Genomic DNA, 13,886 nt, shown 5'->3' with positions numbered 1-13,886 from the left:
TCACTCGGCTGCGGACAGCCCTTCGTCGAACTCGCGGACCAGCGACGCCACGACGGGGCGCAGGTCGCCCCCGTGCGCGGCGGCGACGGTGAGCTGACGTTGGTAGCTGGCCCCGCGGTCGGTGATCGTCGCGAGCGAGTGCAGTTCGTCGAGGCAGCCGAGGCGTTCGGCCGCCGGCTCGAGCGACGTCACGAGTTCGCGCAGGTCGTCCGTCACCAGTCGTTCGTCGCCGGCCGCGTTCTGGATCACGATGGCGTCCATGCCGTAGCGGGCGGCGCGCCACTTGTTCTCACGGACGAACCACGGCTGCATGCTCGTCAGGGTCTCGCCGCGGTCGAGCCGCTCGGACATGTCGTCGACGAGGCACTGCACCAGTGCCGTCACGGCGGCGAGCTCGTCGGTCGTCGCGATGCCGTCGAAGACGCGCGTCTCGAGGGTGCCCCACTTCGGTGAGGGGCGGAGGTCCCAGCGCAACTCGCTGTGGTCGTCGATCACGCCGGTGTGGGTCATGTCGGCGACCATGGCCTCGTACTCGGACCAGGTCGCGAACTGGGGCGGCAAGCCCGCCGTCGGGAGCTGCTGGAACATCAGGGCGCGGTTCGAGGCGTACCCGGTCTCCTCGCCCACCCAGAACGGGCTGGACGCCGTCAGCGCCTGGAAGTGCGGCAGGTAGGTGAGCATGCCGTTGAGGATCGGCAGCACCTTGTCCTGGTCGTCGATGCCGACGTGGACGTGGACGCCCCAGATCATCATCTGGCGGCCCCACCACCGCGTCCGGTCGATCAGGGTGGCGTAACGCTCCTTGTCGGGCGTCACCTCCTGGTCGGCGTAGCGGCTGTAGGGATGCGTCCCGGCGCACATGAGGTCGGCGCCGAGCACGGAGGCCGGGCCCCGGACCAGGTCGATCGTGCCCCTGAGGTCGTCGACGGCGTCGGCGACCCGACGGTGCACGCCCGTGACGACCTCGACCGTGTTGGTGAGCAGTTCGGTGGTCAACCGTTCCGGACCGCCGTCGTTGACGTGGGCCAGGTCGGCGAGGATCGCCGGGGCGTGCGGCGCCAGTTCTCCCGACTCGTGGTCGACGAGGGCGAGCTCCCACTCGACGCCGAGGGTCGACCGCTCTGAGGTCGTGAAATCGATGCGCATCCGCGTGGCCTTCCCATGGGCGTCAGGGCGGTTCCATCCTGCCAGTCGGGTGCCGGTCGGGGCCGTCCGGCGGGCCGGCCTGCGCCGCCCGTGACGTCCGGTGACGCCGAGGAGGCGCGGTGCCGGACACGACGGGACGCAATTCGTGCAGATGGCCTTTCGTCTGCAACAATGGGAGGTCGAGTCTTCTGTCGTCCGACCCTCTAATCAGACGACGTTCGACTCCCATCAGAGCTTTCGAGCCGAGTGTGCCCCCACGCTCACGGCTGGCAACTCGCCCACATCACATCACACAGGAGAATTGTGGCTGTCAAGATCCGTCTCAAGCGCATGGGCAAGATCCGCGCCCCCTACTACCGCATCGTCGTTGCCGACTCGCGCACCAAGCGTGACGGTCGCGTCATCGAAGAGATCGGCAAGTACCACCCCACCGAGGAGCCCTCGTTCATCGAGGTCGAGTCCGAGCGTGCGCAGTACTGGCTCGGCGTCGGCGCTCAGCCGACCGAGCAGGTCGCCGCTCTGCTGAAGCTCACGGGCGACTGGGGCAAGTTCAAGGGCGACGCCGACGCCGTCAGCACCGTCAAGACCAAGGCTCCGAAAGAGGCCTTCGTCGCCGACGAGAAGAAGAAGCCGGTCCTCGTGCCCAAGACCGAGAAGCCCGCGGCCAAGGCCGAGGCTCCCGCCGAGTCCAGCGACGACGCCGAGACCACCGAGGCGTAGTCGGTGCTCGCACCTGCACTCGAACACCTCGTCCGGGGGATCGTCGATCACCCGGACGAGGTGCAGGTCGTGGAGAAGAACTCCCCACGAGGCGACGTCCTCGAGGTGCACGTCCACGCGGACGACCTCGGTCGCGTCATCGGCCGTGCCGGTCGCACCGCCAAGGCCCTCCGGACCCTGATCACCGCGCTGGCCGACGGCAAGCGGGTCCGGGTCGACGTCGTCGACGGCGATCTCTAGACCCGTGCCGTCCGACCGCAAGACCGAACTCCGGGTGGGGCGCCTGACCAAGGCCCACGGCCTCAAGGGCGCCCTCAAGCTCGAACTCTTCACCGACACCCCCGAGCAGCGCTTCGTGCCGGGTGCCGTGTTCCGCCTCCAGGTGCCCGCCGACAGCGCCTGGCACGACAAGACCCTCACCCTCACCGAGCTGCGCTGGTACAACAGCCACCCGGTGGGCTTCTTCGACGGGGTCGACGACCGCACGGCGGCCGAGTCGCTCGTCAAGGCGATCCTCTGGGTCGACCAGGACGCCGACGAGCTGCCCCACGAGGACGACGCCTGGTACGACCACCAGTTGGTCGGCCTCCGCGTCGAGCGTGACGGCGTCGTCGTGGGCACCGTGGCCCGGGTCGACCACCTGCCGGCCCAAGACCTGCTCGCGGTCGACACCGCGTCGGGCGAAGTCCTCGTCCCGTTTGTATCGGCCCTCGTGCCGAAGGTCGACGTCGAGGGCGGCGTGGTCGTCGTGACCCCGCCGCAGGGGCTCTTCGAAGAGCTGGCCGACGACACCGACGACGAGCCGGCCTCCGACGACGTCGACCGGTCGGTCGCCGACGGTGTCGACGAGCCGGCCTCCGACGGCGAGTCCGCTCCCGACGACGAGCGCTGACCCGTGCGCATCGACATCGTGTCGATCTTCCCCGAGTTCTTCGGGGTGCTCGACATCTCGCTGCTCGGCAAGGCGCGGCAGCAGAAGCTGCTCGACGTCGAGGTGCACGACCTGCGTGACTTCACGCACGACCGGCACCGCACCGTCGACGACACCCCCTACGGTGGCGGGGCAGGCATGGTCATGCGGCCCGAGCCCTGGGGCGAGGCGCTCGACCATGTCTTCGGCGAGACGTCCACGCCCGACGACACGATCATGATCGTTCCGTCGCCGGCCGGCACGCCCTTCACCCAGGCCACGGCTCGCGAGCTCGCGTTCGCTCCGCACCTGGTCTTCACCTGCGGCCGGTACGAGGGCATCGACCAGCGCGTCGTCGAGCACGCCGCAAGCCGGGCGACGGTGCGCGAGATCAGCTTGGGCGACTACGTGCTGAACGGTGGCGAGGTCGCCGTCACGGCGATGATCGAGGCCATCGGTCGTCTCGTCCCGGGCGTCGTGGGCAACCCCGAGAGCCTCACCGAAGAGAGCCACGAAGACGGCCTGCTCGAGTACCCCAGCTACACCAAGCCGGCGTCCTGGCGGGGTCTCGACGTGCCTCCGGTGCTGCTGAGCGGCAACCACGCGGCGATCGCGACCTGGCGTCGCGAGCAGCAGCTCGAGCGCACCCGCCGGGTACGGCCCGACCTGCTCGACTGATCGGGCCGAGCCTGCGCGGTCCGGGCGTCCCGGCCCGACCCGCCGGGGAGGGTCCGCCGGGGACGGCCCGTCCGGGTCACCCGCGCGCGGTGAGCACGAGCGGCCCGTCCTCGGTGACGGCGACGGTGTGCTCGACGTGTGCGGCCCGCGAGCCGTCGACGCTGCGGAGCGTCCAGCCGTCGGCGTCGGTCACGATCGCGTCCGTGCCGCGCATCAGCCACGGCTCGATCGCGACGACGAGGCCCGGTCGGACGGGCCACCCGCGCCCCGCGCGCCCGTCGTTCGGCACGTGGGGGTCGCCGTGCATGGTGCGTCCGACCCCGTGGCCGCCGAACTGCAGGTTGACGCCGTAACCCGCCCCGCGAGCGACCTGTCCGATCGCAGCCGAGACGTCGCCGAGCTTGGCGCCCGGCCTCAAGGCCGCGATGCCGGCGTCGAGGGCCACCTCGCAGGTCTCGATCAGGCGGAGGTCCTCGGGCGACGCCCGCTCGCCGACGACGAACGACACGGCCGAGTCGGCGACCCAACCGTCCACCGAGGCGGCGAAGTCGAGGCTGAGCAGGTCTCCGTCGCGCAGGCGGTAGCGATGCGGCAGGCCGTGCAGGGCCGCGTCGTTGACCGACGTGCAGATGACCTTGCCGAACGGGCTCGCCCCGAACGACGGGTGGTAGTCGACGTAGCAGCTCTCGGCCCCCGCCTCGCGGATCATGCGGTGCGCGAGCGCGTCGAGGTCGAGCAGGTCGACGCCGGGTCGCGCGGCCGCACGGGTTGCCTCGAGCACGCAGGCGACGAAGGCTCCGGCGGGTCGCATGCGTTCGATCTCGTCGGGGGTGCGCAGTTCGATCATGCAGCCATTCTTCACGAAGCCCTCGTAGCCTCGACCGCATGACGACGCGCAGGATCTTCTACCGCCTCCTCTGGGTGGCCGTCTTCGTGCTGCCGCTCTGGGTGCTGCTGGGTCGGGCGTTCTTCGGCGTCCCGCTGGGCCTGCAGTTCGTCGGCCAGTTGCTGCTCGTTCCCCTGCTCTTCGTCGGGCAGGCGGTGGCCACCGGCGTGGTGGTGGGCCGCCGCAGCGTCCGGCGGGCGAAGGCCGTGTCGTGGGCCGACGCGGGTCTGCTCGCCCTGTCCTGGCTCGGCCAGCTCGGCCTGGGGTTCTTCATCGTCGACAGCTCCGCCGAGTCCGCGTCCGCGTCGGCCTTCACGCAGGTCGCCGGCGGGGTCTCGTCCCTCGACCTCTCGACCGCCCTGTTCGCCCTCTGCGCCGTCGTGACGATCGCGGCGGGCGTGGGCCTGTTCGCCTGCGCCCTCTGGCAGTTCGTGAAGGAGGCGCGGGCCCGCATGGCGACGTCGCTCGCCGATCTCGAGCGGGTCGCGTCGGGCACCGGGGCCGCCGCGGGGCGTCGGCCCGGCTACGGCGACGACGGCCCCGTCATCACCATCACGCCGCGAGGCTGACACGGGTGCCCGCGCTGTGGCACAATAGGCGCTTGTGCCTGCGCACGACTCTGCCACAGGGGAGTCTGCCGATCCAGAGCACACCTTCTTCATCATGACGGGCGCGTGACGCGCCCCAGACACGCAGTCGACCTGTGGCGGTTGCAGAGAGCGAACGACAATGCACATCCTCGACGCGGTTGACTCCGCCAACCTCCGCTCGGACGTCCCCGACTTCCGCGCCGGCGACACCGTCAAGGTGCACGTCAACATCATCGAAGGCACGCGCTCGCGCGTCCAGGTCTTCCAGGGTGTCGTCATCGGCAAGCAGAACGAGGGCATCCGCGAGACCTTCACGGTCCGCAAGGTGAGCTTCCAGGTCGGCGTCGAGCGCACCTTCCCGGTGCACTCCCCGGTCATCGACCACATCGAGGTCGTCAGCCGCGGTGCCGTCCGTCGCGCCAAGCTCTACTACCTGCGCGAACTGCGTGGCAAGAAGGCCAAGATCAAGGAGAAGCGCGACAACTAGTCACGCCCCTCAGCGACATCACGCGAGCTCCCCGCCATCTAAGATGGCGGGGAGCTCGGGTGGTTAAATGACGAATGACACAGTGAGGCGCGCCCTGCGTCCTCGACGCGACGACGGCGGAAAGCGCGGCATCGGCACCTTCGTGCGCGACGTGCTCGTCATCTTCCTGGCGGCCCTCCTGATCTCGTTCCTGATCAAGACGTTCCTGATCCGGTCGTTCTACATCCCCTCCGGGTCGATGGAGCAGACGCTCCAGATCAACGACCGCATCATCGTCAACGAGCTCGTACCCGACCTCGTCGACGTCAAGCGGGGCGACGTGGTCGTGTTCACCGACCCGGGCGGTTGGCTCGACGGCACGGCTCCCATCAGCACGACCACCGGCAACCCGGTGTCCGACGGCTTCTCGTGGTTCCTCACGCTGGTCGGGCTCGGCGCACAAGACAGCAACGACCACCTGATCAAGCGGGTCATCGGCCTGCCGGGCGACACCGTCGAGTGCTGCAACGACTTCGGCCAGATGTCGGTCAACGGCGTCCCCCTCGACGAGCCCTACGTGAACCTGCCCCCGGGCGAGACCCGGGTCTCGGCCGACGACTTCTCGGTCACGGTGCCCGCCGACTCCCTCTGGGTGATGGGCGACAACCGCTACAACTCGAAGGACAGCCGGTACAACGGCGCCACTCCGAGCAAGGGGTTCGTCCCGATGAGCGACGTCGTCGGACGCGCCTTCGTCATCAGTTGGCCCACTGAGCGCTGGACGTGGCTCGGCGACTACCCCGACGTCTTCCGCGGCACCGAGCGAGAGGGCGAATGAGCCCCGTCGTCGACCCCACCCTCGACTACGAACGCGAGCTGCACGCCGCCGGCGCGACCTGGGTGATCGGCTGCGACGAGGTCGGTCGGGGCGCCATCGCCGGGCCGGTCGCGGTCGGGCTCGGGGCGGTCCACGTCGAGTGCCTCGACGTCCCCGCGGGTCTGCGCGACTCGAAGCTCCTGTCCGAGAAGCGACGCGAGGCCCTCTACCCGCTGGCGACGTCGTGGGTGTCCCATCACGCGGTGGGCTTCGCCGAAGCGCACGAGGTCGACCGGCTGGGCATCGTCGTCGCCCTCGGGCTCGCCGGCAAGCGTGCCCTCACGGCGCTGCACCACGCCGGTGTCGGCATCATGCAGTCCGTGGTGGTGCTCGACGGCAACCACGACTACCTGTCACCCCAGCTCGCCACCCCTCCGCGCATCACGACCAGGGTCAAGGCCGACCGCGACTGCGCGTCGGTGGCGGCGGCGTCGATCATCGCCAAGGTCGAACGCGACCGGCTGATGATCGAGGCCGACGGCGTCCACCCGGGCTACGCCTGGGCCGGCAACAAGGGCTACGGCTCGTCGGCGCACTACGGGGCCCTGTCCGAATTGGGTCCGTCGCCGCTGCACCGCCTCACCTGGCTGCACTGACCTCGAGCGCCTACGCCGGCAGCAGAGGGACGACGGCGTCCGCTGCCCCGAGGGCCGCGTAAGCTCGACTCCGATGGACGAGGACGATTTCGAAGACTACGACCGCGAGGTCGAGCTCGCGCTCTACCGCGAGTACCGCGACGTGGTGTCGCAGTTCCGCTACGTGGTCGAGACCGAGCGGCGTTTCTACCTGGCCAACGAGGTCGACCTGGTCCGGCGTGACACCGAGCACGACTTCTACTTCGAACTGTCGATGACCGACGTCTGGGTCTGGGACGTCTACCGCTCCGACCGCTTCGTCAAGTCGGTCCGGGTGCTCACCTTCAAGGACGTGAACGTCGAAGAGCTCACGAGCCGCGACCTCGAGCTCCCGAAAGAACTCGCACTCGACGAGTAGTCGTCCGTCGCCACGCGACCTCCTGGCGCGGGACTCGTCGCGTCTCGACTCGGCTCGTCCCCAGCCGCGGCCGGGTCGGTGGCGTCCCCAGCCGATGCTCCGCCGGCCCTCCGAGGGGCGCGCCTCCGCCAGCCTGCTGGCAGGAGGTCAGACATGGCGAAGAAGGACGAATTGGGTCGGCGCGGCGAAGACGTCGCGGCCGAGTACGTCGAGGCGCAGGGCATGCGGGTCGTCGAGCGCAACTGGCGGTGCCGCGAGGGCGAGATCGACGTGGTCGCCCTGGACGGCGACGAGGTGGTCGTCGTCGAGGTCAAGACGCGGTCTGGCACCGGCTACGGTCACGCGCTCGAGGCCGTGACGCCGACCAAGCTGGCCCGTCTGCGACGGCTGGCGGGGGCCTGGTGCCAGGCGCATCCCACCTCGACGCCCCGGGGGGTGCGCATCGACGTCGTGGGCATCACGGTGGAGCGGTGCGCGGGGCACGAGCGGATCGACCACGTCCGCGGGGCCGGAGCATGAGCGTGGCGCGGACGCGGGCGGTCGCCCTGCTGGGCGTCGACGGAGCCCTGGTCGAGATCGAGGCGGACATGGGTGCCGGGCTGCCGGCGTTCGTGATCATCGGACTGCCCGACACGTCGCTGGGTGAGGCCCGTGACCGCGTCCGGTCCGCAGCGACCAACTCCGGGTGCGCCTTGCCGGCGCGCAAGCTGACCGTCAACCTGTCACCGGCGTCGCTGCCCAAGCAGGGGTCGTCCTTCGACCTCGGCATCGCCATCGCGGCCCTGGCCGCAGCCGAACTCGTCCCCGCCGAGTCCGTCGAGGGCGTCGTCCACCTGGGCGAGCTCGGGCTCGACGGCCGGCTCAGGCCCGTCGACGGAGTCCTGCCCGCCGTGTTGGGTGCGCGCCGGGCAGGGGCCGCCACCGTCATGGTGCCGACCGACAACGCGGACGAGGCCGCCCTCGTCCCCGGCATCCGCGTGGTGGCCGTGCCGAGCCTGCGCGAGGCGGCGATCTGGCACGGTGCAGGGCTCGAACCCGAGCCGGTCGTGGCCATCACGCGATCGCGCACCGAACCGACGGTGCCGGCCGCACTCGACCTCGCGGACGTCATCGGCAACGTCGACGCCGTCGAGGCGCTCGTCGTCGCCGCAGCCGGCGGCCACCACCTCCTCATGGTGGGGCCGCCCGGCGCAGGCAAGAGCATGCTGGCGGCCCGTCTGCCCGGTCTGTTGCCCGACCTCGACGCCGATTCGGCCCTCGAGGTCGCGTCGATCCGTTCGTTGGCCGGGGTCGCCGTCACGGGCGATCTCGACCGGAGGCCGCCGTTCGAGGCGCCCCACCACACCTGCAGCGCGGCGGCCCTGGTCGGCGGGGGCAGCGGGGTCATCAGGCCCGGCGCCGCGTCGAGGGCGACCCGGGGCGTGCTGTTCCTCGACGAGGCGCCCGAGTTCCGACAGACGGTCCTCGACTGTCTTCGCCAGCCCCTCGAGTCGGGCGAGACCGTCGTCCACAGGTCACGGGCGGTGGCGCGTTTCCCCGCGAGGTTCCAACTGGTCGCGGCGGCGAACCCCTGTCCGTGCGGGCAATACGGCTCCCGCGACTTCGACTGCAGTTGTTCCCCGCACCAGCGGCGTCGCTACCTGGGCAAGCTCTCCGGGCCTCTCGTCGACCGCATCGACCTGCAGTTGCGGGTGGCCCGCATCAGCTCGTCGCAGTTCCGCGCATCGGCCGACGTCGTCCCGACGACGACACGCCAGGCCCGCGAACGCGTCGACCGGGCGCGCGGCCGTGCCGCCCGCCGACTCGAGGGAACACCCTGGCGGTCGTCCGGCGAGGTCCCGGGAACCTGGCTGCGTGATCCGGCGAACCGCCTGGCCGTGGCGGACTCACAGCCCGTCGACCGGGCGCTCGAGACCGGTGCCCTGACGATGAGGGGTTACGACCGCGTGCTGCGGGTCGCCTGGACCCTCGCCGACCTCGACGACGAACCCGCCCCCGTCCGCCGTCACGTGGTCCGGGCCCTGAGCATGCGGCAGTCGCTGTGAGCGACCTGCTCCGGGCGACCCCCGCCGAGCTGGCCGACCTCGTCCGGCCCCTCCTGCCCGGCGCCCACGAGTTCAGCGAGGCACAGACCCTCGAGGCGTTCGCCCTGGGCGCCTGGACAGGTGTGGTCGAACCGGGTGACGCGGTGGGTGGCGTCGTCCGGTCACTGCTCGGACCGACCGTGGGGCTCCGCCTCGTGCTCGAAGCGGCGGTCGGTCACGACGACCCCCGCGCGGGTCTGCTCGCGGGAGCCCTGATCGAGGCAGGGGCCACCCGCGACGACGTGGAGCGGCTCGACCTCGTACGGGCGCTCACGAGATGGCGGCCCCGTCTCGAGACCAGCGTGATCCTCCGGTCGTTCCGCACGGCGACCGTGGTGGGATCGAGGCTGCTCGTGCCGCGCACCCCGCTGTGGCCCGAGGCCCTCGACGACCTCGGCCATCACACTCCCGTGGCCCTCTGGGCACGAGGTCCGGCGTCCGTTCCGGCGCCGACGTCGAGCATCGCGATCGTCGGCTCGCGGGCGGCGACGGCCTACGGCGAGCAGGTGTCGGCCGAGCTCGCCGGCGGCGTGGCCGACCGGGGTCTCGCGGTCGTCTCGGGTGCCGCCTACGGCATCGACGGTGCCGCCCACCGGGCGGCCCTGGCCGCCTCGGCGACGACGGTGGCCGTCATGGCCGGGGGAGTCGACCACCTCTACCCGGCCGGTCACGACGCCCTGCTGCGACGCGTCATCGAGACGGGTCTGGTGATCTCCGAGGCTCCGTGCGGGGGCAAGCCGTCGCGGTGGCGGTTCCTGCAACGCAACAGGCTGATCGCGGCGTTGACGGCCGCGACCGTCGTGGTCGAGGCCGGCGGCCGCTCGGGGTCGCTGAACACGGCCGCCCACGCGCAGTCGCTCGGTCGTCCGGTCGGGGCCGTGCCCGGCCCGGTCACCTCGCCGTCGTCCGTCGGCTGCCACGCCCTGATCCGGTCCGGTCTGGCCGAGTGCGTGACGGGTGCCGACGAGGTCCTCGCACTCGCGGGGGTGTCGACCGACCTCGTCGTCGCCTCGTACGAGGGCCGACGGCTCGACCCCGAGACGATGCGGGTGCTGGACGCGCTCAGCACGACGGCGACCCGGGAGACCGACGAACTGGCCGTCGCAAGCGGGCTGTCGCTCGAGACGGTCCGCGACGTGCTCGCCGAGCTCGACCTGTCGGGTGCGGCCCGGCGCTCCGGCTCGGGGTGGCGACGAGTGAGGGGGCGCCGCGATGGTTAGCCTGTCGGCATGCACGAGCCGGGATCGAGACGCGAGGGGCGGGCGCTGCCGTGACGCGCCTCCTGGGCGAGGTCGAACGGTTCGCCGACCACCTGCACGACGGCCGGGGGCTCAGCGACCACACGGTGCGGTCGTACGCGGCCGACCTCGACTCCCTCGTCGCCTTCGCCGAGAACCGGCTCGGTCGCCCGGGTGAGGTGGGCGACCTCGACCTCGACCTGCTTCGCGACTGGCTCTGGCAGGGCACGCAGGCCGGGCTCGCCCGGGCCACCCTCGCCCGGCGGTCGGCGAGCGTCCGGGCCTTCACCCGGTGGCTCGACGAGACCGACCGCACACCGGTCGACGTCGGTGCCCGACTGCGTGCGCCGAAGCCCGAGAGTCGCCTGCCGCGCGTCCTCACGCGCGAGCAGGTCGACGGCCTGCTGGCCTCCCTCGCCGTCCGGGCGGACACGGGCGACCCCAGGGCACGCCGGGACCTCGCGGTCGTCGAACTGCTCTACGGCGCGGGCCTGCGCGTGTCGGAGCTCGTCGGGGCGGACCTCGGCGACGTGGACCTCGAACGGCTGACCGTGCGGGTGACCGGCAAGGGGGCGAAGCAGCGCGTCGTGCCGTTCGGGGTGCCGGCGGCCGAGGCCCTGGGGCGGTACGTCGACCTCGCCCGCCCGACGCTCGTCACCCCGGTCACGGACGGCGCCTTCTTCGTGGGGTCGACCGGGGGGCGGCTCGGCACGAGGGCCGTCTACCGACTGGTCGCCGGGCTGCTCGCAGACCTCCCGGGCGGCGGGCCGGCGGGGCCACACGCGTTGAGGCACACGGCCGCCACCCATCTGCTCGACGGAGGGGCCGACCTCCGGGCCGTCCAGGAGCTGCTCGGTCATGCGAGCCTCGGCACCACGCAGATCTACACGCACGTCTCGACCGACCGCCTGCGCGACAGCTACCGGTCGGCACACCCGCGCGCCTGACGACGCTCCACCCGACGACGCCCACGACGCCCGAGGACCCTCCGAGCACCCGACCGTGCTGCGGTCGTCGACCCGGCGGGTGCCGGCCGGTGCCGGGCGGTGTTCAGCGGGGCGTCGTCGGCAGCAACACCGACGGCTCGATCCCGCCCAGGAACACCAGGGGCGAGACGTACTCGCCGTCGATCCGCGCCCCCAGGTGCAGGCACGGTCGGTCGGCGCAGTGCCCTCGCTCGAGCACACCGACGGTCTGCCCCCGCGTGACGGCGTCGCCCTTCGAGACACCGGCCACCACCGGTTCGAAGCTGCTCAGCACCCCGCCCGGGTGGGCGATCGACAGGACCGGCCGGTCCACCACGACCCCGGCGAAGTGCACGACGCCGTCGTCCGGGGCCGTCACGACCGAGCTCTCGACCGTCCCGACGTCAATGCCGCGGTGCCCCGGCGACCACGGGTTCGGCGGCCCGACGAAGGGCCGGACCACCGGATGGGGCGAGGCGACCGGCCAGGCCCACACCGCGCCTCCTGCGCTCGCTGCCCGGGGATTCGCTGTCCGGGGGTTCGCGACCGCGGGCGTGACCGAGAGCGACCCGGCGAGGACCGTGACGAGGGCCGCCGTCGTGAGGGTGACGAGAAGCCGCGTCGTCGGCCGCAGGTGAGAGCGCATACCGGCACCTTGCCGGTTGCGCAAGCTTTCTCGGCGAGGCGTAAGGTTCACCCGTGCACGAACACCCCGTGCACATCGTTTGTGGGGGAGTCGTGGCCACGAGCCCTGCTCCTCGAGCCGTGAAGGAGTACAGGTGTCGAACACCACTGCAACGACGAAGAGCTTGAACAGGCGGGTGACCGCGCTGGCCGTGGCGGCGGCCATCGGCGGGTTCCTGTTCGGTTTCGACTCGTCCGTCATCAACGGCGCGGTCCAGTCGATCACCGACGAGTTCGGTCTCACCGAGTTCGCCTCGGGCTTCGCGGTCGCCTCGGCCCTGATCGGTTGTGCCATCGGTGCCTACGTCGCCGGCCGCCTCGCCGACAAGATGGGTCGCATCAAGGTGATGCTGATCGGTGCCGGTCTGTTCCTGATCAGCTCGATCGGTGCGGCCGCGGCCTTCGCCGTCTGGGACCTCGTCCTCTGGCGCGTCATCGGCGGCCTCGGCATCGGCATCGCGTCGGTCATCGCGCCCGCCTACATCAGCGAGGTGTCGCCCAAGGCGATCCGCGGTCGCCTGGCGTCGTTCCAGCAACTCGCCATCACCCTCGGCATCTTCGCCGCCCTGCTGTCGGACCAGCTCTTCGCGGTCACGGCGGGTGGCGCATCCGAGCCGTCGCTCTTCGGCCTCGCCGCGTGGCGCTGGATGTTCCTGGTAGGAATCGTCCCGTCGGTCGTCTACGGAATCCTGGCCTGGCGTCTGCCCGAGTCGCCGCGGTACCTCGCCGGTGACGGACGCGAGGCCGAGGCCAAGAAGGTCCTACAGACGATCGTCCCGGCAGAGACGGTCGAGACGAGCCTGAAGGAGATCACGGACTCGATCCGCACCGAGGCAGAGCTCGAGAAGAAATCGTCGATCCGCGGCACCCGCTTCGGCCTCCAGCCCATCGTCTGGGTCGGGATCATCCTCGCCGTGCTGCAGCAGTTCGTCGGCATCAACGTGATCTTCTACTACTCGACCACCCTCTGGCAGGCCGTCGGCTTCCAGGAAGAGGACTCGTTCCTCATCTCGACCATCACCGCGGTCGTCAACGTCGCGGTCACGTTCATCGCGATCGGGCTCGTCGACAAGGTCGGCCGTCGGCCCATGCTGCTCACCGGCTCCATCGGCATGTTCGTCAGCCTCGCCGTCACCGCCCTGGCCTTCAGCCAGGCGACCACCTCGGCGAGCGGCGACCCGTCGCTGCCCGGCGCCTGGGGCCCCGTGGCCCTCGTCGCGGCCAACCTCTTCGTCGTGTCGTTCGGTGCCACGTGGGGCCCGCTCATGTGGGTGCTGCTCGGCGAGATGTTCCCCAACAGCATCCGTGCCACGGCACTCGGCGTGGGCAGCATGGCCAACTGGATCGCCAACTTCATCGTGACGGTGTCGTTCCCCACCCTCGCCGCACTCAGCCTCACGCTGTCGTACGGCATCTTCGCGTTCTTTGCGCTCGTGTCGTTCTTCTTCGTGCTGGCGAAGATCCCCGAGACGAAGGGGCGCTCGCTCGAGGAGATGGGCACCTCGGCCGTCCAGGCCGATGCGGGGCGGTCGGCGAAGGCCTGAGCCCGACACGATCCACGAACGTCCCGTCCAGATCCTGGGCGGGACGTTCGTGCACGTCGGGGTCCCCGCCCGGGGTCGACCTCCACCTCACCGGGCCCGTGGTGG

Annotated in this window: 17 protein-coding genes; 14 read left to right on the top strand and 3 right to left on the bottom strand. The window is 71.1% G+C overall.

Translation table 11 applies throughout. From position 1 onward, the window contains the following. Window positions 1-1,146: a glutamate--cysteine ligase gene (locus OVA02_RS13760; RefSeq protein WP_123570352.1), complete on the bottom strand. Its 1,146-nt coding sequence runs from the start codon at window positions 1,144-1,146 to the stop codon at window positions 1-3. 303 nt (window positions 1,147-1,449) lie between these two features. Between OVA02_RS13760 and rpsP the strand changes: the two genes are divergently transcribed. Genes rpsP through trmD form a run of 4 tightly spaced genes read left to right on the top strand, consistent with a single transcriptional unit; the run spans window position 1,450 to window position 3,454 of the window. After that, window positions 1,450-1,866 carry a 30S ribosomal protein S16 gene (gene rpsP, locus OVA02_RS13755; RefSeq protein WP_123570351.1) on the top strand — a complete coding sequence of 139 codons (417 nt, stop codon included), beginning with the start codon at window positions 1,450-1,452 and terminating at the stop codon, window positions 1,864-1,866. A 3-nt stretch (window positions 1,867-1,869) separates the two neighbouring features. Then, window positions 1,870-2,106 (top strand): RNA-binding protein, encoded by a 237-nt coding sequence (locus tag OVA02_RS13750; protein WP_043596309.1) that lies wholly within the window; start codon window positions 1,870-1,872, stop codon window positions 2,104-2,106. A 4-nt stretch (window positions 2,107-2,110) separates the two neighbouring features. Beyond that, window positions 2,111-2,758, top strand: coding sequence for a ribosome maturation factor RimM (gene rimM, locus OVA02_RS13745; protein WP_267658698.1), 648 nt, complete (start codon window positions 2,111-2,113; stop codon window positions 2,756-2,758). A 3-nt stretch (window positions 2,759-2,761) separates the two neighbouring features. Continuing rightward, complete coding sequence (gene trmD / locus OVA02_RS13740; protein WP_056046189.1) at window positions 2,762-3,454, top strand: tRNA (guanosine(37)-N1)-methyltransferase TrmD; 693 nt, start codon at window positions 2,762-2,764, stop codon at window positions 3,452-3,454. Window positions 3,455-3,530: 76 nt separating this feature from the next. Here trmD and map read toward each other — a convergent pair whose 3' ends face one another. Beyond that, a complete protein-coding gene (map, locus tag OVA02_RS13735; protein ID WP_056046188.1) occupies window positions 3,531-4,301 on the bottom strand; it encodes a type I methionyl aminopeptidase in 771 nt (256 codons plus the stop codon). A gap of 38 nt (window positions 4,302-4,339) precedes the next feature. Here map and OVA02_RS13730 point away from each other — a divergent pair, with 38 nt between their 5' ends. From OVA02_RS13730 to OVA02_RS13690, 9 genes are all read left to right on the top strand, one after another. Further along, entirely contained in the window at window positions 4,340-4,909 is a 570-nt protein-coding gene (locus tag OVA02_RS13730; protein WP_056046186.1) for a hypothetical protein, read from the top strand. 160 nt (window positions 4,910-5,069) lie between these two features. Beyond that, window positions 5,070-5,417: a 50S ribosomal protein L19 gene (gene rplS / locus OVA02_RS13725; RefSeq protein ID WP_043596315.1), complete on the top strand. Its 348-nt coding sequence runs from the start codon at window positions 5,070-5,072 to the stop codon at window positions 5,415-5,417. 67 nt (window positions 5,418-5,484) lie between these two features. After that, window positions 5,485-6,234, top strand: coding sequence for a signal peptidase I (gene lepB, locus OVA02_RS13720; protein ID WP_056046184.1), 750 nt, complete (start codon window positions 5,485-5,487; stop codon window positions 6,232-6,234). Further along, a complete protein-coding gene (locus tag OVA02_RS13715) occupies window positions 6,231-6,869 on the top strand; it encodes a ribonuclease HII (protein ID WP_056046182.1) in 639 nt (212 codons plus the stop codon). The genes lepB and OVA02_RS13715 overlap by 4 nt, the downstream gene beginning before the upstream one ends. A gap of 73 nt (window positions 6,870-6,942) precedes the next feature. Beyond that, window positions 6,943-7,266: a DUF2469 domain-containing protein gene (locus OVA02_RS13710; RefSeq protein ID WP_056046179.1), complete on the top strand. Its 324-nt coding sequence runs from the start codon at window positions 6,943-6,945 to the stop codon at window positions 7,264-7,266. A gap of 153 nt (window positions 7,267-7,419) precedes the next feature. Continuing rightward, on the top strand, window positions 7,420-7,785 hold the full coding sequence (locus OVA02_RS13705) for a YraN family protein (protein ID WP_056046177.1): 366 nt from the start codon (window positions 7,420-7,422) through the stop codon (window positions 7,783-7,785). After that, window positions 7,782-9,311 carry a YifB family Mg chelatase-like AAA ATPase gene (locus tag OVA02_RS13700; RefSeq protein WP_056046175.1) on the top strand — a complete coding sequence of 510 codons (1,530 nt, stop codon included), beginning with the start codon at window positions 7,782-7,784 and terminating at the stop codon, window positions 9,309-9,311. Before OVA02_RS13705 ends, OVA02_RS13700 begins: the two co-directional genes overlap by 4 nt. After that, window positions 9,308-10,570 carry a DNA-processing protein DprA gene (dprA, locus tag OVA02_RS13695; protein ID WP_056046173.1) on the top strand — a complete coding sequence of 421 codons (1,263 nt, stop codon included), beginning with the start codon at window positions 9,308-9,310 and terminating at the stop codon, window positions 10,568-10,570. Before OVA02_RS13700 ends, dprA begins: the two co-directional genes overlap by 4 nt. Before the next feature lie 50 nt (window positions 10,571-10,620). After that, window positions 10,621-11,535, top strand: a complete 915-nt coding sequence (locus tag OVA02_RS13690) for a tyrosine recombinase XerC (protein WP_082460279.1) — start codon at window positions 10,621-10,623, stop codon at window positions 11,533-11,535. Window positions 11,536-11,638: 103 nt separating this feature from the next. Here the strand turns inward: OVA02_RS13690 and OVA02_RS13685 are convergent, their stop codons facing one another. After that, window positions 11,639-12,199 (bottom strand): murein hydrolase activator EnvC family protein, encoded by a 561-nt coding sequence (locus tag OVA02_RS13685; protein WP_056046170.1) that lies wholly within the window; start codon window positions 12,197-12,199, stop codon window positions 11,639-11,641. 133 nt (window positions 12,200-12,332) lie between these two features. Between OVA02_RS13685 and OVA02_RS13680 the strand changes: the two genes are divergently transcribed. After that, on the top strand, window positions 12,333-13,781 hold the full coding sequence (locus OVA02_RS13680) for a sugar porter family MFS transporter (protein ID WP_056046168.1): 1,449 nt from the start codon (window positions 12,333-12,335) through the stop codon (window positions 13,779-13,781). Window positions 13,782-13,886 lie beyond the last annotated feature (105 nt).

It is taken from the genome of Frigoribacterium sp. SL97 (assembly GCF_026625765.1).
GTDB lineage: Bacteria > Actinomycetota > Actinomycetes > Actinomycetales > Microbacteriaceae > Frigoribacterium.
The sequence above is the reverse complement of the archived record's forward strand: the minus strand, read 5'-3'. Positions and strand labels throughout refer to the sequence as shown.

Excerpts from the sequence above, each read along its gene's own strand:
- lepB (WP_056046184.1), top strand. The coding sequence starts at position 5,485 with ATGACGAATGACACAGTGAGGCGCGCCCTGCGTCCTCGACGCGACGAC.
- OVA02_RS13700 (WP_056046175.1), top strand. The coding sequence starts at position 7,782 with ATGAGCGTGGCGCGGACGCGGGCGGTCGCCCTGCTGGGCGTCGACGGA.
- rplS (WP_043596315.1), top strand. The coding sequence starts at position 5,070 with ATGCACATCCTCGACGCGGTTGACTCCGCCAACCTCCGCTCGGACGTC.
- OVA02_RS13760 (WP_123570352.1), bottom strand. The coding sequence starts at position 1,146 with ATGCGCATCGATTTCACGACCTCAGAGCGGTCGACCCTCGGCGTCGAG.
- OVA02_RS13710 (WP_056046179.1), top strand. The coding sequence starts at position 6,943 with ATGGACGAGGACGATTTCGAAGACTACGACCGCGAGGTCGAGCTCGCG.
- OVA02_RS13730 (WP_056046186.1), top strand. The coding sequence starts at position 4,340 with ATGACGACGCGCAGGATCTTCTACCGCCTCCTCTGGGTGGCCGTCTTC.
- map (WP_056046188.1), bottom strand. The coding sequence starts at position 4,301 with ATGATCGAACTGCGCACCCCCGACGAGATCGAACGCATGCGACCCGCC.
- OVA02_RS13685 (WP_056046170.1), bottom strand. The coding sequence starts at position 12,199 with ATGCGCTCTCACCTGCGGCCGACGACGCGGCTTCTCGTCACCCTCACG.
- OVA02_RS13715 (WP_056046182.1), top strand. The coding sequence starts at position 6,231 with ATGAGCCCCGTCGTCGACCCCACCCTCGACTACGAACGCGAGCTGCAC.
- OVA02_RS13705 (WP_056046177.1), top strand. The coding sequence starts at position 7,420 with ATGGCGAAGAAGGACGAATTGGGTCGGCGCGGCGAAGACGTCGCGGCC.